General features: G+C 46.0%; 28 protein-coding genes. 11 read left to right on the top strand and 17 right to left on the bottom strand.

All coding sequences use genetic code 11. The annotated features are described in order from the left end of the window. Positions 1 to 17: 17 nt before the first annotated feature. Genes flgG through flgB form a run of 6 tightly spaced genes read right to left on the bottom strand, consistent with a single transcriptional unit; the run spans position 18 to position 4,278 of the window. Positions 18 to 803, bottom strand: a complete 786-nt coding sequence (gene flgG / locus OU793_RS11210) for a flagellar basal-body rod protein FlgG (protein ID WP_005481471.1) — start codon at positions 801 to 803, stop codon at positions 18 to 20. A gap of 25 nt (positions 804 to 828) precedes the next feature. Beyond that, a complete protein-coding gene (locus OU793_RS11205) occupies positions 829 to 1,560 on the bottom strand; it encodes a flagellar basal body rod protein FlgF (RefSeq protein WP_005464045.1) in 732 nt (243 codons plus the stop codon). Positions 1,561 to 1,572: 12 nt separating this feature from the next. Beyond that, complete coding sequence (flgE, locus tag OU793_RS11200; RefSeq protein WP_005463978.1) at positions 1,573 to 2,769, bottom strand: flagellar hook protein FlgE; 1,197 nt, start codon at positions 2,767 to 2,769, stop codon at positions 1,573 to 1,575. A 26-nt stretch (positions 2,770 to 2,795) separates the two neighbouring features. Continuing rightward, complete coding sequence (gene flgD / locus OU793_RS11195; protein ID WP_005463939.1) at positions 2,796 to 3,479, bottom strand: flagellar hook assembly protein FlgD; 684 nt, start codon at positions 3,477 to 3,479, stop codon at positions 2,796 to 2,798. Next, positions 3,479 to 3,913, bottom strand: coding sequence for a flagellar basal body rod protein FlgC (gene flgC / locus OU793_RS11190; protein ID WP_005464013.1), 435 nt, complete (start codon positions 3,911 to 3,913; stop codon positions 3,479 to 3,481). Before flgC ends, flgD begins: the two co-directional genes overlap by 1 nt. Before the next feature lie 2 nt (positions 3,914 to 3,915). Next, positions 3,916 to 4,278 carry a flagellar basal body rod protein FlgB gene (flgB, locus tag OU793_RS11185; RefSeq protein WP_005463947.1) on the bottom strand — a complete coding sequence of 121 codons (363 nt, stop codon included), beginning with the start codon at positions 4,276 to 4,278 and terminating at the stop codon, positions 3,916 to 3,918. 78 nt (positions 4,279 to 4,356) lie between these two features. Here flgB and flgA point away from each other — a divergent pair, with 78 nt between their 5' ends. From flgA to OU793_RS11165, 4 genes are all read left to right on the top strand, one after another. Beyond that, the gene (flgA, locus tag OU793_RS11180; RefSeq protein WP_140103351.1) at positions 4,357 to 5,154 is read left to right on the top strand and encodes a flagellar basal body P-ring formation chaperone FlgA; all 798 of its coding nucleotides are present in this window, start codon (positions 4,357 to 4,359) and stop codon (positions 5,152 to 5,154) included. Between the two features lie 135 nt (positions 5,155 to 5,289). Next, the gene (flgM, locus tag OU793_RS11175; protein ID WP_005464040.1) at positions 5,290 to 5,571 is read left to right on the top strand and encodes a flagellar biosynthesis anti-sigma factor FlgM; all 282 of its coding nucleotides are present in this window, start codon (positions 5,290 to 5,292) and stop codon (positions 5,569 to 5,571) included. A gap of 24 nt (positions 5,572 to 5,595) precedes the next feature. Then, on the top strand, positions 5,596 to 6,033 hold the full coding sequence (gene flgN, locus OU793_RS11170; RefSeq protein WP_005463929.1) for a flagellar export chaperone FlgN: 438 nt from the start codon (positions 5,596 to 5,598) through the stop codon (positions 6,031 to 6,033). After that, on the top strand, positions 6,014 to 6,760 hold the full coding sequence (locus tag OU793_RS11165) for a lytic transglycosylase domain-containing protein (RefSeq protein ID WP_025559436.1): 747 nt from the start codon (positions 6,014 to 6,016) through the stop codon (positions 6,758 to 6,760). The genes flgN and OU793_RS11165 overlap by 20 nt, the downstream gene beginning before the upstream one ends. 486 nt (positions 6,761 to 7,246) lie before the next feature. Here the strand turns inward: OU793_RS11165 and OU793_RS11160 are convergent, their stop codons facing one another. Then, the gene (locus tag OU793_RS11160) at positions 7,247 to 7,765 is read right to left on the bottom strand and encodes an NUDIX hydrolase (RefSeq protein ID WP_140103350.1); all 519 of its coding nucleotides are present in this window, start codon (positions 7,763 to 7,765) and stop codon (positions 7,247 to 7,249) included. Positions 7,766 to 8,099: 334 nt separating this feature from the next. Between OU793_RS11160 and OU793_RS11155 the strand changes: the two genes are divergently transcribed. Together OU793_RS11155 and OU793_RS11150 are read left to right on the top strand one after the other, a co-directional pair. After that, positions 8,100 to 8,360, top strand: a complete 261-nt coding sequence (locus tag OU793_RS11155; RefSeq protein WP_005463993.1) for a DUF333 domain-containing protein — start codon at positions 8,100 to 8,102, stop codon at positions 8,358 to 8,360. 252 nt (positions 8,361 to 8,612) lie between these two features. Continuing rightward, entirely contained in the window at positions 8,613 to 9,269 is a 657-nt protein-coding gene (locus tag OU793_RS11150; RefSeq protein WP_005481502.1) for a hypothetical protein, read from the top strand. Here the strand turns inward: OU793_RS11150 and OU793_RS11145 are convergent. Continuing rightward, positions 9,259 to 10,101: a YdcF family protein gene (locus OU793_RS11145; protein WP_140103349.1), complete on the bottom strand. Its 843-nt coding sequence runs from the start codon at positions 10,099 to 10,101 to the stop codon at positions 9,259 to 9,261. The genes OU793_RS11150 and OU793_RS11145 overlap by 11 nt on opposite strands. Before the next feature lie 158 nt (positions 10,102 to 10,259). Between OU793_RS11145 and OU793_RS11140 the strand changes: the two genes are divergently transcribed. Together OU793_RS11140 and OU793_RS11135 are read left to right on the top strand one after the other, a co-directional pair. Further along, positions 10,260 to 11,630, top strand: coding sequence for an L-serine ammonia-lyase (locus tag OU793_RS11140; protein ID WP_025499386.1), 1,371 nt, complete (start codon positions 10,260 to 10,262; stop codon positions 11,628 to 11,630). Between the two features lie 359 nt (positions 11,631 to 11,989). Further along, entirely contained in the window at positions 11,990 to 13,486 is a 1,497-nt protein-coding gene (locus OU793_RS11135) for a peptide MFS transporter (RefSeq protein WP_005463935.1), read from the top strand. Positions 13,487 to 13,579: 93 nt separating this feature from the next. Here OU793_RS11135 and OU793_RS11130 read toward each other — a convergent pair whose 3' ends face one another. After that, entirely contained in the window at positions 13,580 to 13,816 is a 237-nt protein-coding gene (locus tag OU793_RS11130) for a hypothetical protein (RefSeq protein WP_005464033.1), read from the bottom strand. A 208-nt stretch (positions 13,817 to 14,024) separates the two neighbouring features. On the opposite strand from OU793_RS11130, the gene OU793_RS11125 reads away from it, so the two are divergent. Further along, positions 14,025 to 14,900: a LysR family transcriptional regulator gene (locus OU793_RS11125; protein WP_140103348.1), complete on the top strand. Its 876-nt coding sequence runs from the start codon at positions 14,025 to 14,027 to the stop codon at positions 14,898 to 14,900. On the opposite strand, the gene OU793_RS11120 is transcribed toward OU793_RS11125, so the two are convergent. The 5 genes from OU793_RS11120 to OU793_RS11100 all read right to left on the bottom strand — a co-directional run bounded on the left by OU793_RS11120 (position 14,897) and on the right by OU793_RS11100 (position 20,987). Continuing rightward, positions 14,897 to 15,676, bottom strand: coding sequence for a phosphotransferase enzyme family protein (locus OU793_RS11120; RefSeq protein WP_025622331.1), 780 nt, complete (start codon positions 15,674 to 15,676; stop codon positions 14,897 to 14,899). The two genes, OU793_RS11125 and OU793_RS11120, sit on opposite strands and share 4 nt — an antisense overlap. Positions 15,677 to 15,841: 165 nt before the next feature. Further along, positions 15,842 to 16,711, bottom strand: a complete 870-nt coding sequence (locus OU793_RS11115; RefSeq protein ID WP_005497957.1) for a LysR substrate-binding domain-containing protein — start codon at positions 16,709 to 16,711, stop codon at positions 15,842 to 15,844. 204 nt (positions 16,712 to 16,915) lie between these two features. After that, positions 16,916 to 17,893: an OmpA family protein gene (locus tag OU793_RS11110; RefSeq protein WP_015312861.1), complete on the bottom strand. Its 978-nt coding sequence runs from the start codon at positions 17,891 to 17,893 to the stop codon at positions 16,916 to 16,918. A gap of 455 nt (positions 17,894 to 18,348) precedes the next feature. Then, positions 18,349 to 19,473 carry a carboxypeptidase family protein gene (locus tag OU793_RS11105; RefSeq protein ID WP_180793875.1) on the bottom strand — a complete coding sequence of 375 codons (1,125 nt, stop codon included), beginning with the start codon at positions 19,471 to 19,473 and terminating at the stop codon, positions 18,349 to 18,351. Positions 19,474 to 19,586: 113 nt separating this feature from the next. Next, complete coding sequence (locus tag OU793_RS11100; protein ID WP_140103346.1) at positions 19,587 to 20,987, bottom strand: FAD-dependent oxidoreductase; 1,401 nt, start codon at positions 20,985 to 20,987, stop codon at positions 19,587 to 19,589. A 357-nt stretch (positions 20,988 to 21,344) separates the two neighbouring features. Between OU793_RS11100 and OU793_RS11095 the strand changes: the two genes are divergently transcribed. Beyond that, the gene (locus tag OU793_RS11095; protein WP_005481513.1) at positions 21,345 to 22,253 is read left to right on the top strand and encodes a VirK/YbjX family protein; all 909 of its coding nucleotides are present in this window, start codon (positions 21,345 to 21,347) and stop codon (positions 22,251 to 22,253) included. A gap of 51 nt (positions 22,254 to 22,304) precedes the next feature. Continuing rightward, a complete protein-coding gene (locus tag OU793_RS11090; protein ID WP_058966303.1) occupies positions 22,305 to 22,856 on the top strand; it encodes an outer membrane beta-barrel protein in 552 nt (183 codons plus the stop codon). 53 nt (positions 22,857 to 22,909) lie between these two features. Here OU793_RS11090 and OU793_RS11085 read toward each other — a convergent pair whose 3' ends face one another. The 3 genes from OU793_RS11085 to OU793_RS11075 all read right to left on the bottom strand — a co-directional run bounded on the left by OU793_RS11085 (position 22,910) and on the right by OU793_RS11075 (position 26,322). After that, positions 22,910 to 23,818 carry an EamA family transporter gene (locus tag OU793_RS11085; protein WP_140103345.1) on the bottom strand — a complete coding sequence of 303 codons (909 nt, stop codon included), beginning with the start codon at positions 23,816 to 23,818 and terminating at the stop codon, positions 22,910 to 22,912. A gap of 65 nt (positions 23,819 to 23,883) precedes the next feature. Beyond that, on the bottom strand, positions 23,884 to 24,588 hold the full coding sequence (gene phnR / locus OU793_RS11080; protein WP_005463955.1) for a phosphonate utilization transcriptional regulator PhnR: 705 nt from the start codon (positions 24,586 to 24,588) through the stop codon (positions 23,884 to 23,886). 9 nt (positions 24,589 to 24,597) lie between these two features. Next, positions 24,598 to 26,322, bottom strand: a complete 1,725-nt coding sequence (locus OU793_RS11075) for a putative 2-aminoethylphosphonate ABC transporter permease subunit (protein WP_069511688.1) — start codon at positions 26,320 to 26,322, stop codon at positions 24,598 to 24,600. Positions 26,323 to 26,324: the final 2 nt, after the last annotated feature.

Below are 26,324 nucleotides of genomic sequence, written 5' to 3'. Positions count from 1 at the left end.
CATCACCAACTTCATCATTACATCGATTGCGAGACAAACTTCAGCATGTCATCTGCTGCTGATACGACTTTGGCATTCATCTCGTAAGCACGTTGAGTCGTGATCATGTCGACCATTTCTTCCACGACTTGCACGTTAGAGCCTTCTAGCGCGCCTTGCTTGATGCTGCCTGCACCATCTGCGCCAGCAATCAGCTCATCGGCAGGGCCACTTGCTTCCGTCTCGCGGAACAAGTTACCGCCAACGGCTTCAAGGCCAGCTGGGTTGATGAATTTTGCTAGTGTGATTTGACCAAGCTGCTGAGGTGTTGGATCGTCTGCCGTTGTTGTTGTCACTGTGCCATCTACGCCAACCGAGAAAGAGGTCGCGTTGTCAGGAATTTGAATTTGTGGCTCAAGCGGTAGACCTTGACTGTTCACCATCAAACCTTCTGAGTTGATGTGGAACTGACCATTACGCGTGTACATAATCTGACCGTCAGAGTTTTCAATCTGGAAGAAGCCTTGCCCCATTACCGCTAGATCTAGGTCTTGAGTCGTGTTTTGTGTGTTACCTTGCGTGAACACTTTTTGCGTGCCGACAACGCGCACACCACTACCCAGTTGAACACCGCTAGGTAGCTCGTTTACCTGATCCACCTGTGCACCAGGTTGACGCTGAATGCTGTAGAACAAGTCTTCAAATACAACGCGGTCGCGCTTAAAGCCGACGGTGTTTACGTTTGCTAAGTTGTTGGAAATGGCAGTCATCTTCGTGTCCTGCGCTGCCATACCTGTCTTACTTACCCATAATGCCGAATGCATTGGTTATCTCCTTTTGGGGCGAGACTTATCTCGCCGCCATTAATTTGTTACCGGCTTGCGCCAACGTTTCTGCAGTTTTCATCATGCGTACTTGCATCTCGAAGTTACGCGTTAGCGACATCACGCCGATCAGCTCATCGATCGCCGATACGTTACTGCCTTCGATGTGTTCTGGTGCCAATTGCACGGTTTCATCCGCTGCGAATGGCACACCGTCAACGCTATGAAGCAAGCTGTCGCTCTCTTTTTGCAGCTGATTGATTTCTGGCTTCACCAGTTTCAATGTGCCGACTGCGATTTCTGCACCGCCGCCCGGTGGAATAACCGAGACAAGACCACGCTCACTGATTTCGATTTTTTGATAATCAGGCACCACCAACGGACCGTTTTCACCCACAACCGGGAATCCGTTGATAGACATTGCGCCAAAGGTATCGATTTGAATGTTACCGGCACGCGTGTAAGCCTCGTTACCCGCTGGCGTTTCTACCGCAAGGTAACCTTCACCCATGACGGCAACGTCCAGCGCACGACCTGTTTTCACAACGTCGCCAGAATCAAAACGCGTTGATGCAGAGTTTGTGACCACCATGGTTCGGCCATCAAAGCCCGGGCCTTGTAACTCCACACTACGAACACGTTCCATATCCGCACGGAAACCTGCGGTATCCGCGTTCGACAAGTTATTCGAACGAACGTGTTGCGCCTTAAGAACTCGGCTTGCACCGGAGGTTGCTGTAAATAACAAGCTATCCATGCAGAACTCCTATTACACCGCGTTGAACAAGGCTTGAGTGAGCTTGTCGCTGGTCGAAATCGTTTTTGCGTTCGCTTGGTAGTTACGTTGTGCTGTCATCAGTGCCACAAGCTCACTGGTTAGGTCGACGTTTGAGCCCTCTAATGCACCTGGAGTCAAGTTACCCAGCGTGCCAGAACCCGGAACGCCCATGATCGGCGCACCAGAGCTAAAGCTTTGTGTCCACGCAGTGCCGCTCACTTTTGCTAGACCTTGCGTATTAGCAAAATCAGCCAGAACCACTTGGCCTTGAAGCTGTGATTGACCGTTAGTGTAAGTTGCGTAAACCATGCCGTTGTCTTCTACGCGCACGCCTGCAAGCTCACCAGATGTGTAACCGTTCGGACTGTTTGTGCTCACGCCAAACGCAGCACCAAATTGCGTGCTGCCTTTTAGGTTGATATCAACGCTCATTGCGTTTGCGCCCGCAGCTGGGAATGCCACATTGAAAGAGCCTGTTGGCGCCGCTAACGTACCGTCTTTATTAAACGTCACAGGAATGGTTGAAACAGGAGTCTTACCACCGTCGACTTGCACGTTTACTTCCCATGCGTTGTCTGCCGTTTTAGTGAAGTACTGCGTCACGGTGTGAGAGTTGCCAAGTGAATCGTACACCTGTGTCGTGTAAGAAGAGTTGAACGAAGTTGGATCCGCTGGATCGAACGGCGTTACCGCTTTATCAATCGCTTTTGCACTTGCATCGAAGTTCGCAACAAAATCAAGCTTATCTGTCGCTTTCGCGTTGAGTGACGATGTTGATACTTGGATGTTACCTACGGAACCCGTCATCAGGTTGTTGTTGCTATCTACGCTGTAACCTTGCAACTTCGCGCCATTGTTCGCTGTTACAAAGTTGCTCTTATCCGTACCAAATACGCCAGAACGAGTGTAAAGCGTTTGACCCATGTGATCTTTTGTCACAAAGAAGCCGCTGCCGTTGATCGCCAAGTCCATCGAACGACCAGTACCCGTGATTGAACCGTTTTTATCGAAGTTTTGCGAAATAGACGCAACTTCTACGCCGCCAGGTTGCATGCCGTTGTATACCGCTGCGAACTCTGTGCGCGCACCTTTAAAGCCATACGTTGAAGCGTTGGCAATGTTGTGGCTGATCGTGTTTAGCTCTGTGTTGGTCGCGTCCAGACCACTAAGTGCGATGTTAAAACTCATAAAAGACCTCTGATTTGCTTATTTGGTTAAGCACCAAACTGAGTGATTTGATAGAAAGGAACGTTGCCAACGCCATTAACATTGACCAATGCTGCGCCACCTGAACTCGGAATACGAACCTGTTCAACAGTGCCAGCCAGTAGAACATTCGGGCTCGCTTGGCCTTCTTGAACTTCTACAGATACCGTGTATTTGCCCGGCTTTAAGCCAAGCTCTTCTGGATTGATTGAGAACTCAACGTCACCAGCGCCGTGAGCGCCAAGTGGTACGTTCGTCTTCTGACCGAACTGATCTTTCACAACTAAAGTCACTTGGTTTGAACCATGACTCAGTTCGATTTTGCCGTTTTGCGCACCATCACCCAGTTCGAATTCTTTTGAATTCACGTAAACCGTTTGACCAACCAAACCGGCGGTCGATAGCACTTGCATGTTGTCGAGTAGCACCATGCTGTTTTGCATGACCTTCGACATGTTCTCGGTACTTTGAACTTGAGAGAACTGCGCCAACTGACCGACGTATTCTGTGCCATCTAACGGGTTTAACGGATCTTGGTTTTGAATTTGCGCCACCATCAAAGAGATGAACTCATTTTGAAGTGAAGACGCGCTGTTCTTATCCGTTGGGTTTGGCGCAATGCCACTGTTTTCTTTTGCTGCCGCTTTAACCGGAGCGTCCGACGATAATGCCGTGTACTGTGCAAGACTCATTAGCTACCCTGCCCTAAACGAAGCAAGCCTTGCTGCATGCTTTTCACATTTGCCAACACTTCCACGTTCGTTTCGAAGCTACGAGTCGCTGACATCATGTCCGCCATTTCCGCAACCACGTCGATGTCTGGGTAGTAAACGTAACCTTCACCGTTAGCGAGTGGGTTATTTGGCTCAAAGCGTTTTTCCGCCTGACCTTTGTTTTGCACCACATCGACAATACGAACTTCAGCATTTGGGTAAATGCCGTTTTCTGTCGTCATTTGCGTTTTTTGATACACGGTAGCGAACACAGGTTTAAGTGCTTTGTACGCATCATCTGGGTTTGCAGACACCGCATCCGCGTTCGCAAGGTTACTGGCAACCGTGTTTAGGCGAACGGTTTGCGCCGTCATCGCAGAGCCAGTAATCGAATAAATATCAGTGAATGACATAATTAACGTCCCTCAATCGCTTTCGCCAAGCCGTTAAATTTCATGTTCAGAAATGTCAGGCTGGTTTGAAAGTCCATGTTGTTTTGGGTGAATTTTGCTTGTTCAACACCAAGTTCCACAGTGTTGCCATCTTTACTGTTTTGGTACGGCACCGAATACTGGGCCTGAACCTGCAGCTTAGGTACAGAATTACTCACACCGTTTGTCGACATCTGGTTCATAACAGTGGTGAAACTTAGGTCTTTCGCCAAGTACCCAGGGGTGTCAACATTTGCTAGGTTACTGGCGAGGACTTTGGTACGCTGAACGCGAAAATTGAGTGCCTCTGGATGTACACCTAAAGCATTTTCAAATGTGATCGCCATGCATCTTTCCTTACAGTCGGCTCGAATACGCCAAGATACAAACAAGATACGTGCCATAAAATTTATTTATATTTATCAATGATTTACAAACAAGAGTGGAAACCAAACTTCCGGTTTACGGAAAGCAAAAAAATTAGGGGGAAAACTCTAATTTCCTCAAAGTGGATACTGTTATTAGGAATTCTTTCGGCAGGACAAACTTTCGCTAACACGGACCAAACCACCTTCTCATCGGAGGAGCTAAAGGCCGTTGTCACGAAACATTTTGAACAAGAAGTAGACCGCGTAGCCAAATCCAACCAGTGGGGCGAGTACCAACTGGAGTACGATTTGTGGGTGCCAGGTTCTGCCAACCATTTACCCAAATGCGATGCCAAATTGGTGATCACGGGTCGCGATAACCAACCTTTACCAGTCGGTAACTTAAAGCGTTCCGTCAGTTGCGAAGACCTTACTGCACCTTGGCGAATCAATGTCACGATCAAATCCTCGGTCACACTGCCAGTGGTGGTTGCGGCGACGACTGTAGGTCGCAGTGAAGTGGTGACAGCCAATCATCTGAAATTGGAAACTCGAACCATTTCGCGCTCGGACGATTTCTACACCGATCCTAAACACGCCATCGGCTTGGAAACCACGCGTCGACTCCGCGCCGGACAAGTCGTCGATCCAACCAACTTAAGTGCCCCCGCTTTGATTGAGAAAGGCAATGAAATCATCATCATTGCTAGCAAAGATGGATTTAGTGCAAGCACCAAAGGTGTCGCCTTAGAAGATGGAGCGAAAGGCCAACAGATTGAGGTAGAAAACCTCAGTTCTGGAAGAGTCATTCGAGCGGTTGTGACAGGAAGAAACCAAGTTCATACTCAGTTTTGATTTTGGACTCAACGTAACATTTTTCAATTTTGCCTCTCGTCACATCGCGTGAGTATCGAGTACAAAAATAAAATTTAATGTTCACCACATCCTTGTCGCCTATTGGATTTAGAACATGATGATGAGGACCACAGCATGAAAATCGACAAAGTCGCGGGCGGTCATGTCCCACAAACAAATTTCCAACAAGCAAGCAAAAAGCCTGTTGAAACAATGGAACAAACCAAGGTAAGCGAGCCTGCGTTTCAAGCAAACACAGCAGCAATTGATCGTGCCCAAGCAGAAATGAAATCGCTACCAGACGTCGATATGGAAAAAGTTGAGCAAGTTCGTAACGCGCTAGCACGCGGCGAATTGAGCCTAGATACAAAAGCGCTATCTAAGGCAATTATGCAATTCCATACTGGTCACGAGTAAAAGCACAGCATTAGGAATACACCCATGGCAAGCGCGGCATCGCAGCGAATTCAGTATTTTGTTCGTTCAATTTCTGAAGACATCAAACTGTATCAGCAATTATTGACCCTACTTCAACAACAAAAGGCGTTGTATTTGAAGTTTGATGGTGAAGCACTGAACACCAACGTTCAGCAACAAACACCAATACTCAATAAGCTGAGCCGCTCTTCTAATGAAAGAAGCCAATGCATGCGTGAGCTGGGGTTACCGTGTAATGACTCCAGCGTAACAAGAATTTTCAACGCTTTGCCTGCCAAGATTGGTGCGCAAGCGAGAAAACAGTGGACGTTATTGGAGACACTCATCAAGCAGTGCCAACAATACAACCAGAGCAATGGCCAAAGCTCTGCTGCGTTCCATGAGTTAGTCAGTCAACTCAAACAACCTGTGCAACACACTTATGAAGATAAATCGTTTTAAACGATGGTCGTCTTGCCTACAGATTCAGCCGCCATCTCGGCTGGATACTGTAGGCCTTTTTATTTCTGCCTGTTTGTTGTTCAGCACTTCTTTTCTTTGCCAGGCAAAACCCAATACTACTGATATAGAGCAGCAGTATGAGGTTCTTGCGCCTTACAAATTACAAATCGACCAACGTCTCACTTCCGTCAATCCACTTCTCGACCACATCTTTAAGCAACTCAAAAGCAAGTCACTGCCCAAAAGTCTCGTTTTGGTGCCAATGCTAGAATCTTCTTACAACGCAAAAGCCGTTTCTCACGCCAACGCCGCGGGATTATGGCAATTGATTCCTGCAACAGCGATGCGCTTTGGTTTAACGGTTGATTCGAATGTGGATGAGCGTTTCGATACCCAAGCCAGCACGAAAGCTGCATTGGACTATCTGGCGTTTTTATACAACAAGTTTGATCAAAACCTCGCATTAACGCTGGCGGCCTATAATGCAGGAGAAGGCCGAATTACTCGCGCTATAAAGAAAGCGGGCTCCGATGACTTCCAACAGCTCACTCTGCCAAAAGAAACACATCAATACGTCAGTCGTTTTTTTGCCTTGGAAAAACTGATAGATATCGGGCAGTTACAACACTCTTCTTTTCAGCCATTGCTTCTATTTGCTGCTGAGTCTGCGGCACCATCACAGCCTCTGATCGACTTTAGTCGACTTCCTCCACTCGTTAATTTGTGATAATAATCACCAAAAAAACGAATGTCAGAAGAACGTAAAATTACAAGATCCTGTTCTGCTAATTTAAAAACTCGTGATCTCGATGCAAACGTGTGCAAAAAAGTTAAGGTAATGTATCTCAAGAATAAGAAAGAGTAGTGGTTTACTGATAATAGTCCAATTTGCACTTGTTTATTGGATAGATATGCATCACATTACGTGTGCAAAAAAGATGAAAACCAATGGTTGGACCTATTAATTATTTACACACTAAATATAAAACGGCTATTGTTTTCATAGTTTGAAACAAAACTCAGAATATCGAGATGACGCTTCGCTTGCGCGTCTGGAATAAGTCCGGGTTCCGGGGGGGAGCTCGGACTTTTTTATTGCGCTTAATTGCGTAAAGAAGTGAATGATGAAATCCCTAAACACTTCTAAAAACGCTTACTGAAGCTCATTCCCATTCAATAGGTATGAGCTCAGTCTTCGGCACTCTGGTGACAGCTAAAGCAACTCTTTAGCGATCAGGTGAAGTAAGAACGTTTCACGTTCGATACTCATTCCTTTCTTCGGGCTTTCTGCCATCGTCTTTTCGTTATGTGCTATCGCTTCATAGACATTCATCCAAACTGGACGCATGCCATTCTTCACTTCGTAATCTTCATACGCTGTCTCGCCCAGCTCACGATCGATTTTGCATGTGTAACAGTACGAAATCATGTGCATCACGTCGGCATCGTCTTTGTACCAAGGACGAAACTCTTCAAAAATGCCGAATGGTTTGATGCTATGAATATTTTTCGCCCCCGTTTCTTCTTCGAGTTCACGGACTAGCCCAGCAATAACGTCTTCACCTTCATCAATTCCGCCACCAGGTAGCGTGTAATCGTGATAACGCTCTGTGTAGAGCAACAACACATCTTCACCATCAAGTACAATGGCACGCGCTGCATTACGCTGAAAGATAATTTTATCGTCCAGATGATCGAGTTCTGGATGAATGGTCGATTGTAAATGTCTCATCGAAAATACCGCCGTAAATATGATGCGCGCATACTACCGGAGTTCACCCTTTAAATCATCGTTGTGTTAATAAGCAAGCCAAAGTAGCGATACCTAACCCAATTAAAGTGTACTAAACCGTTCACGAGATCGCGTTTTGTTGAGCGGCTTACGCTCGATACATTCACTATGTATCCGCAACAGATGTGACGTACTAGCAAGCTCTTTATGAGAAATGTCTAAAATTCTTCTAAATATGTCTACGCCCTTCTTACTTTTAACATCGATAAGACAATAATTGACGAAAGTTGCCTATAATCAAGGCAATACTCGCCTATCCCATGCGGAGATAAAGATGAAAAAAACAAGTTTAATGATGGCTATGGCAGGGACAATGGTACTTGCTGGTTGTTCAACTTATGACGGCGCAACTCGCTCAACAGAGTACACCTCTGTTGCCAATCCGGCGGCCGTTTACTGTGTACAACAAGGTGGCGAACTGGACACTGTGTCAGAGAACGGTGAGCGTGTAACTTACTGTGTGCTTTCTGACGATGAACGTGTTGAACAGTGGGAATACTACCGTAACAACCACAAAGAGAGTGACGAGCAATAAACTCGAATCTAATAAATAGTAATATTATTCAATAACTAAGGAGCCAATCGGCTCCTTTTTTGTTCTTTGATATCCGCATTTTCCTACAGGAACTTCACACTACTCTGACTTTACCGTATGCAAATATAATATCGAACAGCGTTCTATTCCTGACATTCCCCTGACAATACTTTCCACTTGGTCAATAAAATCATGCCCAACATCACACAAATTCACATTTCTTCCACATTTTTCTGGAAACAGGTGGTCAGGATGAAAACACAAATAGTTAAACAAGCCGAAACGGCACAAAACAACGTGATTACTGATGAGTCAAAACGCATCATCTACAAATCGTGTTTAAGCGCATTGATGATTGTTGCGATCAGTATTCTCGTCAATCTGAGTATTCGTCTTGATTACGTAGTATTGGGATCAAGTTTGGGTGAAGTCTCTATCACTGAAACCTTACAAGTGATCATGCTGGCGATTGCTTCATGGTCGTTCTTCCAACTTTCTAAGCAAGAAGAACAAGTTAAACACGCCGCTATTTTGATTTCCGGCTTCTTCGCTGTGTTGATCATTCGCGAACTGGACTACTGGATGGATATGATCCGTCACGGATCGTGGGTATTCCCTGCGTTAACCGTCACTGCTCTGGCTTGCGCAAAAGCTTACCAAGGTGGTAAAGGTACAGTGAACGAAATGGCACGCATTCTACAAGTTCCGCACATGAAGCTCTTGATTGGTGCCGTCGTTCTACTGCTTGTTTTCTCTCGCCTTTACGGCATGGGAAGCTTCTGGCAGCAAGTCATGAATGAAAGCTACATCCGCGATGTTAAGAACATTTCGGAAGAAGGCATGGAGCTGCTTTGCTACTGTCTGATTGCGTTGAGTGCTGTTCGTATGCGACGCGAAATCACTGAATAGACTCGGGATCTAAACGGTGATTGAGCGCAGTTAAAATGGGATGAAACACTTCCAATGCTAGCTCTGCTGTTGCAACCGATTCATCAAAGGCCGTCATTTCGATGGCCTTTTTCATTTCCGCAATTTGCTGCAAAACATCCATTTCTAACGGTAAAGCGCGAAGTTGATTTATTGCTTGTTTAGCCCGCAGCAAAGGCTGTGCTCGAACGCTAGTTAAATCTCGTTGAAATGCCCCACTTTTAACGCCCTCCAGATACACTCGATACGTCGTCAGTTCATCAAGTAAAAGAAACGCTTCTGCCTGTGGCCCTTGATGTGGGTATGGCACGCTAATGTGCTTCTGAATATCTAGAGAAATGTGTAAGTCTAAACCCACGGACGCACATTGAGATTTGAGCACGCGCAGTAAGCCTTGCTCATCCATTAGCGTTTGAATTTCTAATATGCGCTCAAGATGATAGGCGTTTGATAGCAAAATGACCTCAACCGCCGCTTGAGACGGTAACGGAAATAAACCGCTTTCACACAGAACTTTCGCTGCATTTCGCATGTTTTCAAACGTATTCAAAGAGCGATTTTCAAGCAGAGTTTGGCTTGTCGGAAAAGGCTTGGCCAGCGACGTATTCAGGGTCTGAAAATATGCATACATAGCGTCAGCTTCCGAAATGCTTTGTCCTTGCGTTTTTCCACCACAAAATACGAGAGCAGTATTCTCCATTGGCATTTCGCGGATCTTAGCGGCTAGAGCTTCGACTCTCGAGATGCCTTCGGCACTCAATTGGTTGTTAACCAATCGCTTACCTAGTACGATGACCACGTTACCTAACTTCATACTTCTCTCTCAATTTCCCCTGCGACAAAGTCACTGTTGTGTGGTCTTTGGCATAGTTACAAAAATCTTCTTTGCCAACCGCCTTACAGGCATTAACATCTAGTTAACAACATTGTTCTAGAGACCTATGAAAGGTTCATTGCTGAAGGAAGTCAATTATGCTGTCGATTTTCGATATTTTTAAGGTCGGTGTTGGGCCATCCAGCTCCCACACTAACGGTCCTATGCTCGCCGGATTCCATTTCACTCAACTACTTAGCGACTCTATGGCGAAAGTGCGTCGGGTGCAAGTTGACTTATATGGCTCTTTATCACTGACTGGTAGAGGACACCACACCGACCGAGCCACGGTGCTAGGGTTGATGGGCAATAAGCCCGATACCATCAAAATGACCAGTGCCAAAAGTGCACTGCAACACACCATCGAAAACCATACATTATCGTTAGCTGGCTCTCATCAAATTGAGTTTAGCTACGACCACGACATTGTATTTCACAGCGACAACCTGCCGCTGCATGAAAATGGTATGACGATCACCGCGCTCGATGCCGCAGGAGATCAAGTCGCCTTTGAGACGTACTACTCTATCGGTGGTGGCTTTATTGCGACAGCGGCAGAGCTCGAACATGGCGGCCAACAAGCCAGCGCAGAAGTACCTTTCCCTTTTTCATCCGCGGACGAAATGTTGGAAAAAGCAGAGAAAAATGGCCTCAGCCTTGGTGGCATGATCCTGCAAAATGAGCTGGCATTTCGAGAGCAAGAAGAAATTGACCAAAGAGCTGAACAAATTTGGAAAGTGATGTCACTGTGTATGCAGCGTGGTTTCGATACTGAAGGGATCCTTGAAGGGGGCTTGAACGTCACTCGCCGAGCTCCGAATCTGTTGAAAAAACTAGAAGCGAATGCAGCAGTAGAAAATGATCCAATGGAGATCATGGACTGGATTAACTTGTTTGCCTTTGCGGTCAGCGAAGAGAACGCGGCAGGCGGGCAAGTCGTCACATCACCAACTAACGGTGCCGCAGGTGTTATCCCAGCAGTATTGATGTACTACCATCGATTCATCAAAGAGCTGGACCTTAAGCAATTAAAAGACTTTCTCGCCGTTGCTGGAGCGATTGGTATTTTATACAAAACCAACGCGTCCATTTCTGGGGCGGAAGTGGGCTGTCAAGGTGAGGTGGGAGTTTCCTCTTCTATGGCAGCGGCTGGCCTAACCGCCTTGCGAGGAGGCAGCAACGAGCAAATTTGTATCGCAGCTGAAATTGCAATGGAACACTCTCTCGGTATGACCTGCGACCCAATAGGGGGACTGGTTCAAGTGCCTTGTATTGAACGCAACGCGATGGGCGCAGTAAAAGCGATTAACGCATCACGAATGGCACTAAAGCGCACTAGCAAATGTCTTATTTCATTAGATAAAGTTATCGAAACCATGTACCAAACTGGTAAAGACATGAATAAGAAATATCGCGAGACATCTCTAGGTGGTTTGGCAATCATCCATATGGCACCACCATGTGAATAATAAGTACGCATAATTTGCATCTTTCTTTACACATCGCATTGTTGGTGGCACTTAGCATCAACAGTGCGATTTCTTCCCTTCCTTGTATCAATACTCGCCTGCTTTCCATCATTTATTTTTCAATACGTTAAATTCGTTATTAGCATTTTGTTTTGATAATAATTTATAAATTGGTTTTTATAACTACATTTATCAACTTGATCTAGAACAACGGATAAGCAAATAACAAACTTCACATTAGAAAATATAGTGCGTCTTTTGTTAGTTATGCGACAATTATTTCAATACTCAATATCTCGTTTAAGTAACATTTAACAGAAATAATCACTATCTTTCTCCGCCAATGTGAGTACAAAATTATGTGGAATAAACTAAACAAATCTATGATGTTCTGCCAAATGATGTTTGGCTTATCATTTTATGGCGTGTTAGTGAGCTTAACTCGCTTTTTTCTAGAAGATCTAAATTACAACGAAGCCGATACGATGATGATCGTGGGCGCTTTTTCTGCCATTGGGCCATTGTTTGCCATCGCTGGCGGATTTATTGCGGATAAGTTTTTAGGAGCTTACCGCTCTCTGTCCATCGCCTTTCTGGCGTTCGCTGCGGGTTACGTTTTGCTGGTACTTGGTGCTTCGGCGACAAACGTTCCTTTATCGATGTGTGGTATCGCTCTAGCAAGCTACGGCCGTGGTTTGATGTCGCCTTCTTACCCAAGTCTTTACAAACGCACTTTTAAATCACAAGAAGATTTCGAAAAAGGTTACCCAATCAACTATTCCGTGAACAATGTCGGCGCTTTTTTAGGCCAGTACCTGTTCCCGATGATCGTGCTGGTAATTGGCTTTAACGGCGGCTTTACCATCTCTGCCGTCATGGCAGGCGCTGCGCTTGTGATGTTATTGATGTTCAGAAAGGGCCTAACTGGTGTAGCCGCTGAACTTGACCAAAAAGCGGTAAGCTTGAAAAACTGGGTATTCTTCGCACTGATTTCCGTCGCCATGATCGCGTTGGTGTTCTTCATGTTCTCAAACATGGATATTGGTCAAAACATCGTTTATGCCATCGGTGGCGCTGCGATTCTTTACTTCGTCTCTTTAATGCTGAAAGCCAGCAAAGCCGAGTCATTGAAGATGGGCACCATCCTCATTGTGACCTTCTTGACTACGTGTTTCTTCGTCTACTACGGACAAATGATGACGTCAATGAACATGGTGGCAATCAATACTTTGAAAGGCTCACTGTTTGGCTTTATCCCACTTGAGCCAGAAGCAGCAATGGCAATGAACCCACTTTGGTGTATGGTTGGTGGCCCTATTGTTGCGGGTTTCTTCGGTATGCTTGAAAAACGCGACGTTCACCTTTCGACAGCGACTAAAATCGCGATGGCGTTTGTACTCACTGCAATTGCATTTGGCATCCTAACGTTTGCGGTCACAACCGTTGGTGAAGATGTGGTGATCATGCCTGAAATCTTCTTGGCGATTCACTTCTTCCAAGCCATTGCGGAAGTTATCGTTGGTTCAATGGTTGTGGCATTCATTCTGTCTGTTGCACCAAAACACATCGAGAACTTCTCGGTTAGTCTATTCTCCGTTGCTATCGCACTGAGTGGTATCGTTGGTGCCGCTTTCTCAACGTCAATTGCGATGGAAAAAGGCCAAGAGATCACTCAAGAAATCGTACAAACCGTATACGGTGATTACTTCCAACTGCTTACTGTACTAGCGGTTGTGATGGTGGCGATTGCTATGGCAGCGTCGGTTGTTATTCGCAAAATGCTGGATGCGGCAAAAGAAAGCGAAGCACAAGCGCAACCTGTCGAGATTGAAGCGGGTGTCGAGGTACAGAGCTAATCGCTTTCGCACCGCCACTTGATTACATACGCAATCAACAAACAAAAATGCCGCGAATTCATCGCGGCATTTTCGTAATGACAACGTGACCGATTAATCGCGGCGGCCACGAAGTTCAATCGGTTGGGTAGATGCATCGGTTTGAATCATCACGCCGCCGTACATCGCTTCATTACGGCCTTTCAACGTAAGTTGCGAGTTTGCGCGTTCAACATCCACTTGGTTCGTATTGCTCATTGTCATGTCAATGGTACCTGTGTATGAGCCATCCGCCGCAAATGCCACATTCGCTGAGCAAACCATCAAGCCTAATGCGATTAGTTTTTTCATACATCACCTCTGTTATTGTCTGTACCTGTTTCGATGTAGAAACAGTATCAACGTAAAGGGGGCAAGACGAGGAAACTCCTGATTTACCAAATGGAAATCCCCTTTCTTCACTTCCGGATAGATGCCTCAATAAAATTGACCGTTTGATGTCTTTGGATGATCAGCTCAACGCTATGATGTGAAGCGAGCCGAATTGTTGGAGTAAAGAATGGCGATTAATCTGGATATTCAAAACATTCTTGTGCTGAAGCGCATGTATGAGCTGCGCAATGTTCGGTTAGTCGCAGAGTCGTTAGGAAAAACATCCGGAGCCATCAGTAAAAACCTCACCAAGATGAAAACCCAGTTCGATGATCCTCTGTTTGTGCAAACGAAACATGGCTTTGAGCCGACGACGTTTGTCGAAACAAACATGGCACACTTCGAACAGATTCTGATGAGTGTGGACTCCATTAAGCCGCAAAACTTTTCCCCAGAGACCTTTGATGGGCAACTGTCGATTTATGCCAACACGCTATTTTGGGATTACTTCGGCGATGAGCTTTACTTGAGCCTGCTAAAACAAGCACCTCGAGCCAAATTTTCGTTTCTGCGCTGGGGAAACGAAGCTAAAAACCGTTTAATAGATGGTAAAAATGCGGTCGCAATCCACTACTTTGATGAGGACTTACCTCAATCGGTCGCACAAAAAGAGTTGGGAAAAGGAAAGGCCGTCTTTTTTGTTCGCAAAGAGCATCCAGCGCAAGATTTTGATGACTTGCAGCTCTACCCCTTTTTACTCTTCAAAACACCAGGATGGAATGACTACCGATACCCTCTGTTGGAACGCTTGAAGAACATTGGTTTTAATGCGTCGCCAAAAGTGGAAATAGAACACCCAGCGATGATCCACAAAATCATCCTTCAAACCGATCATTTCGGTATCACGATGAGTGACCATGTCCCGCAAGGATGCAGAAGTATCGCACTACCGAACCGCTTAGAATTGAATGTCAGCTACGTGATGAGTTGTCGGCGTTCACAGCAACATGCACCATTAAATCTATGGTTATTTGATAAGGTTAAACACGTGATTGCAAACTAACGTTCTTTTAGTATGCCCAAAGTAATCGCTTGGTGATGTTGACGCAGATAATCGATATCTTGCAAATACGCGATGTGATGTCCCTCTTCCAAATTGGCTTGAAATCTCTCATCCCTGTTGCTTGCCATGAATCTCATGTAATCAACCAAAGCCGTGAGCCTTAACGTCATCACATCCACCAGATTTTCTCGCTCTAGTTTCGAGCAGCCATACGCGTCACAAAACAGCTTGGCACGTTGAATTTGCTGTTCCAAGTTGCCCATTCGGTCATTTTCATCCGTTTTAAAAGGAGCCCAACCGTAAATGGAAAAAGCAACGTCCCATAAACGAGGAGCAGGATGTGCGGTATCAAAATCGAATACACCAACCACGGTTTCACCATTTAGTGCAACATTGTATGGCATAAAATCCCCGTGACAGATCACCTCTTGGGGAGCGCGATCAGGTAACATCCAATGACACACTTCGCTTTGATGTGAAATGAGAAAATCTTCTGAAGCATCATGCATTCTACGCAACATTTTGGCCGCGGATAAAAGTGCAGTAACAGAAGCAATAGAACCTTGCAGTGGATAGTTGAAGGTATCTCCTTCCACAAAGCTCAACCACTCTTTACCACCCTCAATCCCAATCACTTTGGGGCATTGCGTGAATCCATTGGAATGAAGGTGATTTAACAACTGGTGGACGGTCATCGTCCAAGAGCTTGCCGGACGACTAACGCGATCACCTGTACGATAAATGGCATTATCCCGACCACCTTGTAGCATTTCCATGACTTTCCCTTGTTCGATCAGATTTGGGGCGACGATTGAAACAAGCGTCATTTTATACCTTAAGTAACGAATCTTGTTTTAACTACCGACCAAAAAGCACCCAACTTTGTTAGCTCAATCGCAGGAAACCACTTTCACTTATTCGAAGATGCAGGACTTTTAAGCTTATAGACTTTGCATGACCCAATGAGTAAAAGCCTCAACTTGCGGTTTATCGCTTTCCCTTACCACTATATGATGCGCGCTGGCGCTTGGCATGGACCATCCACCAATCGGAACCAAAAGTCCTTGTTGTAGCTCATCCTCCACTAAAAAGTCCCTTACAAGCAGTATGCCTAACTGATTCACCGCCGCTTGAATGGCTAGTAAGGAATGTTCAAACTCGGCGATAGGTTTACTCACTTTGCCTTTATAGCCCTGAAAACGCAGCCAAGCTTGCCACGATTCATGGTATCCGCCCGTGCACAGTTTTGGCGCTAGCGCGATATCGGTGAGATGAATGACCGAATTAAGATTTAAAAAACCAGGGCTCGCCACCACTATCCAGTTTTCTTGGGTAAGTTGAACAGCCTGCTCTGATTGCCAATCTCCATAACCGTTGATGATCTCCACATCCGCAATGGCGCTAGCATTCGGTACCGTGTTGGCGGTCGTTGAAATTTTTACCACGACATCAGGGTGCTGACGATGAAAATCGGCCAAGCGCGGCATTAACCATTGAGAACAAAAGCTGTGAGCGACATGAAGCGTCAGTTGAGTATTTTTCTGGCGAGCAAAAAGGTGTTGAGTTGCTACAGATAGCATCTGCAAAGTCTGGCTAACAACAGGCAAATAGGCTTGGGCCGCTTGTGTTAACAAAAGCTGCGCACCATTGCGCTCAAAAAGTATCGCGTCTAACTGAAGTTCCAATGATTTAACTTGCTGGCTAACCGCCGCGCGAGTGACATTTAGCTCTTTTGCAGCTTTTGTAAAGCTTCGCAAACGGGCTGTTGCTTCAAAGGCTTTCAGGGCATTAAGTGGTGGGAGGTTTTGCATCATGCTCTCCTACTAAACGGAGCATCGATATTATGAATCTGTGATGACAGAATGATGAACAACAAGCAAAGCGCACGCCGCCGCCGTCATTTCAATATACAGCCCAACAACCGTCTCGGTTCCATGCAAGCATAAGTTTGAAGACAAGATCAAAAAAGCCAGCGATAAACGCTGGCTTTTTGCTTTGTTGGCTATAGCAACAAATTATTGAGCTTGTTCAGTCGTTTGGTATTCAAACGCAGGAACAACTACTTCTACACGACGGTTCGCTTCGCGACCTTGACGAGTTTCGTTGCTAGCAACTGGGTTTGCTTCACCCATGCCTTTAACTGTCATACGGTCAGCAGCGATACCTTTCGCTTCAAATTCATTAGCAACCGCTTTAGCACGCTTTTCAGTTAGCTGTTGGTTGTACTGAGCAGAACCCGTTGTGTCACTGTAACCAGTGATCTCAACTTTAGCTTGTGGGTAAGTGTTCATTAGATCAACTGTACCAGAAAGTGCTGATGCATCTTTCACTTCTGCGCTTTCTAGGCCGAATTGTACTGTTGCTGTTTGAGCTGGGTACACGTGCTCAACGATACGAGTAGATGGACGTGTTTCTACCACTTCTTCAACTGCTTCTTCTTGAACTACTGGCTCAGAACCAAACTTGTAGTTGAAGCCGATACCGAAGAAGTCAGAATCCATGTCATCAATGATGTCGTCAGACATGTCTTGGTAACGTTGGTATTCAGCACGTAGGCTCCAGTTGTAGTTGATTTTGTACTCTGCACCAAGCGAGCCAGTTGGAACGAAGTCTTTCTCATCACCAGCCATCATGTAAGCCGCACCTACTTTAGCAAACAGGTTCCAAGAATCTGTTAGAGGTAGGTTGAATTTAGGAGCTAGAGTCAACGCCCAAAGGTCACCATCAACTGTGTTTAAACCCGGCTTTTTGAAGTTAGCCGTGAAATCACCTAGGTAATCAACACCGTATTCTGCAGCAACGTATTCGTTGAAGTTGTAACCAATGTGCATACCAGCTGCAAAGCTGTCGTCGTCACAAGGTTCGTTTAGGTAACATGCATCATTTAGAGAGTTGTAACCTACTTTACCGCCAATGTAAGTGTCAGCAAGTGCAACGTTAGATATCACACCACCAGCAAGTACAGTAGCCACTGCAATAGCGATTTTTTTCATTATTTTTTTCCTTTTTCTTGTACACAAAGCAACACAAATTAAGCAAGTCGCTGCTTATCATGTGAAGCCGCAACTTTCTCTTTTTAGTTGAATAGAAACAGCTAAATTTCGTAGGAAGGAATCAAAAAAATGATATTCGAACGCCAATGATGTAACACGGATACCACCACCTCTCGATCACACGTTAATTATCTAAACGTGGGCTCTCATTTGAGGAGAAAATCCAACGACATTGGTTTAGCCATAGTCAATTCGTTGCGGAGAATATCACACTCTTAGCACTTTTCTGTGAGGCAAATCACCCTATTTTTGCAGTTTCTCAAACTTGAGAAGAACTCAGTAAATGGATGAATGGCAACTAATTTTTACAATAAGAAATGCGAATAACAGGAAAGAAAACAGCCCATCAAAGATGAGCTGTTCGGTAATGAATCAATGCAGTGGAACTATTGCATTTAAATTTTGTCGCTCACCGCAAGTGTTGCTGCAAGCACGTCTTGCCCAAACATCACGCTGCGCTCAGGAGACCAACCGTACAACGGATCAGGGTGGTTGTTATTGTCTTTGAATGGCATCTCAATTGTGTACGATAAGCACTTAAGTTGCTCGGCAACCCAGTTTGAACCAACCGTCAGGTTTGCCTTGCCTGGTTCGTCTTTGTCGTAGCCAATTTCATCTTGGAACTCTGGCGTAATAGTCAACAGTGCTTGTTTGAATGCATTTTCCAGCGCCGCTAAGTTTTCATCGTACGATGGGATGCCTTCAGAGCCTGCAACAAAGTTGTATGGGATCGCTTCATCACCATGAACATCTAAGAACATATCCACGCCCGTTTCGAGCATGCGTTCACGAACAAGGAACACCTCTGGGCTTTTCTCCATTGAAGGCGTTTGCCATTCACGGTTTAGGTTTACACCAACCGCATTCGTGCGTAGGTGACCACGAATACCACCATCTGGGTTCATGTTAGGTACAACGTAAAGCACTGCTTTCTCAAGTAATGCACGGGCAACCGTATCGTTTTCATCCAGCAGACGCTGAATCATACCTTCCATAAACCACTCGGCCATGGTTTCGCCCGGATGCTGACGCGCGATCATCCAGATTTTCTTTTTGCCTTCTTCTGGCTCACCAAAAATCAGTAGGCTCATGTCGTTACCATCTAGGGTATGACCCAGTGTATCCAGCTTGCAGTGGTGCGCGCTTTGCGCCATGTGCAGTAGATCGAGATGGCGATCATAAGTGTACGGTGCAAAGTATGCGAAATAGATAGAGCTGCGCTCTGGGATCACAGTAAACGTTAATGTGTCACCATCAAATTCAGCAGGAATACGGAACCATTCTTCACGGTCATAAGACGCAACAACGTCGTAACCTTGCCAACCTTCAGGGTATGCTGACTTCGCTAGATCGAGCAGTTTGATGGTGTGAGACTGCTCTGCTTCAGTTTCTAAGCGGAAGTGGAACCATTGGTAGAATTCCGACATGTTGTCGTTAGGGATTTTCAGTTGGATGTCATTTTTATCATCCGCTTTAACGACATGGATGCTACCGCTGTCGAAGTTGCTGAATATTTTCATTCTGTTACTCACCTTTTGAATCTGAGCTTGAAAGAGAGAGGCTAACACAAGGCGAAAGCCCGCCCCAACGACTTTCACTGCAAACTGTCTCGTTTGTGGCTAAAGTCTTCAGTTTAGTCGAGCTTATCCGCTTTGCCTGCTGGCCCTGCAAGTTTTGCCAGCCACTTATCCCAGATAAATGGCTTTTGACCACAATCTTCTGCCTCTTCTTTTCGGCGTACCGCATTACGCACCGTCATTGCGCCAATCCAGCGAAACGGCTCTGGAGGGAAATGCCCCAATGGTCCTTTGGCTAAGCCACTTCGAGTCCATTCGTTATCCAACCCTAACACCATAGAAGAGAGGATTTTTCCGCCCATGCGAGTCTGCGCAACACCATTACCTGAATAGCCAAAACCATAAAAGACATTACGTTGCTCGTTCAACTTCCCAAAAAATGGAAAGCCGGAAGTTGAGCGATCGGATCCTCCTGTCCATGAGTATTCAAACTCCGCCTCTTTCAAACTCGGGAAAAGTTTATCGAATGACTTCCTTAGAAGATTTTGATAACGAGTTGGTTTATTGAACATCACGTCCACTTGGTTGTTGAAAGAGAACTGATTGCCTCCCTTGCCTAACATGAGGCGACCATCTGGCGTATCGCGGTAGTAATGAACAAAAATACGCGAATCCAACACGCTCGTTCCCGCTTGCCAGCCCGTTTTCCGTAACGACTCACCAAGCGGTTTGGTGATGACCATGTCGGAAGAAACCACCACGATACTGTTTTTGAACAGTGTAAAGTGCTCCACCATCCATGCGTTTAATGCCAGCACGACCTGCTTCGCTTTTATTTGTGCGTCAGGGGTGTACACGGTAGCTGGTTGGCCAAAATCCAATTTGGTCATTGGTGTGTTTTCGAAGATTTCGATCCCCATTTCTAATGCGACTCGGCGCAAACCTCTAGCCAGCAAGGCGGGCTGGACGCTAGCAGCAACCGAAGAATGGAAACCTTCAAGATGACGGGGCGAGCCTGTATTCGCGTGCAGCTCATCTTCTTTGCAGCGACGCCAACTATTGACGCCTAAACGTGAAAGCTCATCGACGACAGGTTGCATGCAGCCCGCTTGCGCGTGATTTGTTGCAGTGTAATACACGCCTTTAAGCGACAACTGAGCATCAATATGGTGCTGTTTACAAAACGCGTCAATTTCAAGCACGGCTTGTTCGGACTCTTTGACTAACCAAGCAGCCTGAGCTTCACCAAACAAACGTTTTAAGGTCGGAAACTTTGTCGACCAAGTCAGCATGCAACCACCATTCGCTCCAGACGCGCCACTGCCGCACAGACCCTTTTCTATCACAACAACATGTTTTTTCGGTGCTTGCTGTTTGATCATAATGGCGGTCCAAAGTCCGGTGTAACCACCGCCAATAATCGCGACATCAGCGTCGATATCTTCATTCAGTGGCTTAGCTGGTTGAGGCTGTTCAAGTTCAAGCGCTTGCTTAAACCAGTAAGATAGGTGTGCCATTGTTTTTCCTTCGTGTCATTCATGAACTTGTTTTCGAGAAACTCACTGTACAAACGATGCGCAGTTTCAACGAGCAAGAAAAACTATCGCTGCGCGTAAGAAAAAATGACGCCACGCGGCAAAGTGTCCTGACACTTCCTTACTCACTCATACAATACCTGCCGTGGTTTTTCTCTTAGAATCCCGAACAAACGAACACTGTTCAAAATTAATTTTGAGTACGTTGGAATCAGCAAGAACACACCTCCTATTTATGCCTTGTGCATCTCTCCATTTTCGTGTTCCTCGCTGTTATTTCTCGTGCTGTTAAAACAGAACCCCAGTTAAGACAAGCTCTTAAGTGAGTCGGGAGTGAAAATGACTGCAAATAAATCCATTTTTGATCATACCAAAGTGATCTATGCTGATGAGTACGCCAACACCTATAACCCTATTTGGGTATATAGAATGAAGTTCATCATGCGTGCGCTTTACTACAAACGAGCATTCAAACACCTTGCGAACAACATTGAATCGTCTTTGTTAGACATGCTTTGTACGCGTACACACCGATTCCTAGAAAAACCGTTTCGCCCGTACATCATTAAGAATAACTCTGCTTTTGATCGCTCCAACTTGGTGGTTGATCACTACAAAACGATTTCAGAACTGCTTTCTAAAGAGACCATTGCCGAGATTTACACCGATTCAAAAGGCTTAACGCTGACCTCATTTGAAATCGATGACATCGAGTACTCGGTTCGATTGGTTTACGAAGCACGTTACCAAAAAGAAGGCGACATGAGTCTTGTGCTGCACAGCGCTGAAGACGGCAACTTCTACACACTTTCGTTTACCGTTGGTCATGTAGACACTGGGCGCTGCATTATGATTGGTGGCCTACAAGGCCCTCGAAGCAGTGAAGAAAACAACGCAAAAATCAAAAAACTGACTCGAAAACTGTACGGTCAGCGACCAAAAAGCTTGATGGTGAGTTTGCTAACACTCATCGCTCAAGTCTGGGAAGTAAACACCATACTCGCCGTAAAAACGCAATCTCACACATACGCAGCACGACGTTACAGTAAAGGACGCATCAAAACTGACTACGACGCACTATGGCAAGAGTTGGGAGGCATTGAATACAACCGCCATTTCTACGCATTAAAAGTGAATGATACGCGCCGCGATACTGAGGGAATGTCTCGCTCTAAACGCTCGATGTACCGCCGTCGTTATGAGTGGCTAGACAACACCAAAGCTGAGTTTGCGACGCGTCTGCGTTAATCCAGCGTATCACGCGACATCTTGTTTATTCGTTTACTATTCGGAGTCCTTATGTCTTACAAATACGCCGTAGCATACTTGTTGTCCGCACTTTCTGTCACCGCTCATGCCGAGCCAACCAAACACATTGTGGGGGCGAATTTAGGCTATGGTGACGTCAGTTACGACGTCAATAATGGCCATGATGACGGCGACATGTTCTTAGGGGATGTGTATTACCGTTACATGTTCGACCAAAACTTCGGCCTTGAAGCAGGTTACAAAGGCGCGTTTAACGGCATTGGTTCTGTACTCATTAGCCCAATATCAGAAATCACCGACGTGAGTTATGGCGGTCCGCGAATCAGCGGTTACGTAAGCTACCCTTTGGGTGCTGGTTTTGAGCTTTACGGTAAAGGCGGTATCACTTACTACACGTTAAGTTACACGCTTAAAAACAATGGCCAAAATAAAGAATATGACGAGTCTAGCCTTGGCGGAGAAGCCGCAGCAGGTGTCGCTTGGGGCTATAAACACTTTGGTTTGAACTTAGAATACAATTACGCCAAAAACAGCGATTTTGATTCTGGTGGCGTGATGTTTGGCGCACAAATGCGTTTCTAACTCATCCCTCTTTTCTAAGGCACCTGAATTCCGGTGCCTTTAGTTTATGTGCTTCAAGCACCTTCTAAAGACAACACAATGCCTGCCAGGATGAAAGCCACACCGATACCTCGGGTGAGATACCATTTTTCCGCAAGCAACCAAATGCCCATCAATAAACCAAATACGATACTGATCTGGCGCAGCGCGACAACTAAGCTCACGTTGTCTGTCATCGTCATCGCAAACAGAACCAATCCATAAGTCGATGCCATCATAATGCCAGCCATACTTGCACTTTTTCGGATTCGCCAAGCTGCTTGCAACTCTTGATCATTTCTGGTGATCAGACACCAAAGTAAAACGGGTAAGCCCATCGCCCAAAACTGCGCACCAAGATAGAAGATCGCGCTGTATGGATCGTCAAACATAGTTGATGCTTGTTGAGTCAGTAGTATTAACGCCTCTTTGTCCACCACAGAGTAACCTGTCGTGCCAATTGCCGCGATCAACGCCCAAAACACGCCTACATTTAGATATGCCACCAAAGAAACTTGGCGAACATGAGTCAACGGCACCAAAATGCAGCCAAAGGTGATCAACACAAAACCAAGCCACTGTTGAGATGAAAGCGCATGGCCGAGTGCAACACTGAACCCTCCCACCATCATGACCGGCAAAGCGCGTGCAATTGGGTAAATCACACCAACATCGGCATGTTTATACGCCATGATCAAACCGACGAGATACACAATTTGCGCTATTCCACTAAAAGCCAGCATTCCCCAAAACTCAACTGGCAACGAAGTCCAACCGAGCGTGGTTAAATACCAAATCAGATATGGGGTAAGCACTCCACAAGCAGACAGGCTTGCAGCCATCGTGAATGCCACGCCTGATCCGGAATGGCTTTTACCCAAGATATTCCAGCCAGCATGCAAAACCGCAGAAAATACAACGAGTGCGATTGCCAAAAAATCCATTTGTTTTCCTGTTTAGATAAAACAAAGGCTCCGAGATGGAGCCTTTGAATATGAAAATGCGAACATTAGTGATTGAGCTCTGCTACCGACTCAATACTGATGGCATCGTGACGCCAGTATTCAATATCGCAGTCAATTAACTCGCCATGTTGGTTATAGTTAGTACGTTCAACAACCATTGCAGGAGTGCCAGAGGTTGCTCGCAACGCTTGCGCGACTTCACCAAGCAAGGTACTGGTAGAAATACGGTAACGCGTCTTCTGATACACCACACCAAAGTGCTCGCGATAAATGTCGGTCAGCGAGTTGGTCAAATCAAAGCTCAATAAATTGGGGAAGATCTCTGGGCGAATATAGTTGGTCACATACACCACAGGTCTGTCTTCCAAATATCGAACGCGGTCGACACGAAAAACATCAGAGAACGGCTGCAGTTGTAACAAGCGCGCAGATTGCTTGTTAGCTAAAGTCCCCTTTGCCGCAATCAGCTCCGTTTTTGGCACGCGATTTTGCGCTTTCGCCATGTTCGGAAAATTAAGTGTTTGAGTAGGGTCGTAGCGTAGTGGCTCAGGTGAAATAAACCAGCCTCTGCGATCTTCACGATAAATTCGTCCTTCGGCTTCCAATAACGACAACGCTTCGCGCAACGTAACTCGGGTTGTGTCGAACGACTCCGCCAACTTGCGCTCCGCAGGCAATTTCTGACGCGGTGATAGCATGCCCGCTTCAATCTGTTCAACAATCGAATCTTTAATTTTTACGTACTGCACGAGGTGTCCTTATCTTTTACGCCAAGCCTGAGTGCGACTTTCTAACCACTTCCCCAACGTCATCTGCACGATCTTCGCAATCGCGGCTGCAATCATGATCATCACGGCCATCGCAGCAGCTGCGCCCGTTTGGCCTGCATCGTCCATGTTTAGAATCGATACCGAAGCAGGAATCGTATCGGTTGAGTACAGGAATACTACCGCAGAAGTGGTGGTCAATGCATTAACAAACAAGTAGGTTGCGATGTCCAAAACAGCAGGCATACAAACCGGTAAGGTCACTTTGAAGAACAACTTATACTGAGGCAGCTTGACCGATGCTGCCGTCGCTTCTATCTCTGAAGGCAGTTGCTTGAGAGCGGTTAACGCTGTCATGTGGCCGACTGTGTAATAGTGCACTACGGTGTTAATCACCAGAAACGCCATCGTACCGTAAAGCACATTCAATGGGTTGTTCATATCATTGAAGTAAAAGATGTATCCTAAACCCAAAACCATGCCCGGCACCGCCATTGGCACCACGCTCAGCATTTGCATCGCCTGACGAACTGGCCCAAACGCACGACCTTTTTCAATACAGTAGGCACCGACAAAAATCACAGCGGTACCAATCAGCGCAGTCCAACCAGCTAAAGTGAGAGAATTAAAGAACGGGCTCCAGCCATAGGTACTCATCTCTGCGAAGTTGTAATTGTTTAGAGTCAGCGCTTTATTCCACGGCCAAAATGTCACTAGAGAGCCGTACACCGCCATGCCTAACACTGCCAGTACTGCGACAGAAATCAGTGAACAGTATACAAAGCAAAGGCCATCACGCGTTTTGTTGGGTTCTGGTTGATAAGGTACAGAGCGAGTATCAAACAAGCTCTTTTGCTTTTTCTGCACCCAACGATCTGCACCAAACGCCATTACCGCAGGAAATAACAGCATGATGCTGGTTACTGCACCCATGGCAAAGTTTTGCTGGCCCACCACTTGTTTGAAGATGTCGGTCGCCAGAACGTTATAGCTTCCGCCAATCACTTTCGGCACACCAAAATCGGTAATCACCAACGTGAATACGACAATCAGAGTGCTGATCAAACCGTATTTCGCCGCAGGTAACGTCACCATAAAAAAGGTCTTCATCGGTGAGGTTTTTAGAGCACGAGCGGCCTCATACAAACGGGCATCGGAAGTACGCAGCGAAGTGGTCAAAATCATCAGAGCATGAGGAAAGGTCCAAAAGATCAACCCCATTGAAATACCAATCACACCATACACTGAGTGACCACCAAGTAGCTCTTTCGCAACCCCTTGATTGCCAAAGAGGAAGATCAAGCTGATCGCAGGCAAAAGTGAGGGAGCAAGGATTGGCGCGGTACCTAAGATGTGAAATAGACCTTTAAATGGCATGCATGAACGCGTGAGTGCATAAGCGTAACCAAAGGCCAGAATACCGACCACCGTCGTTACAACGAGTCCCAAACTAAACGTATTACCAACGGAAACCCACAAACTTGAAGAAGAAAAATAAGTCGCAAAGTTGGCTAACCCAACAAACTCTCCATCGCTGTTTTGTACGCTTTTGGCCAGCATCGCCCACAATGGCATCAAGATGAACAAAATCATCATCGTGGAAAGACCCGCCAACAAGCCAAACAGCACGATATTGTCGCGGCTAATGCGTCCCATCATTGATTTCGCTTTGTCTTGAGTCGTCAGGCTATTCATCGTCATTGTCTTCGCATCCATGT

It is taken from the genome of Vibrio sp. VP6, assembly GCF_028823755.1.
Classification (GTDB): domain Bacteria; phylum Pseudomonadota; class Gammaproteobacteria; order Enterobacterales; family Vibrionaceae; genus Vibrio; species Vibrio parahaemolyticus.
This window is presented reverse-complemented; position numbering and strand designations above follow the sequence as displayed.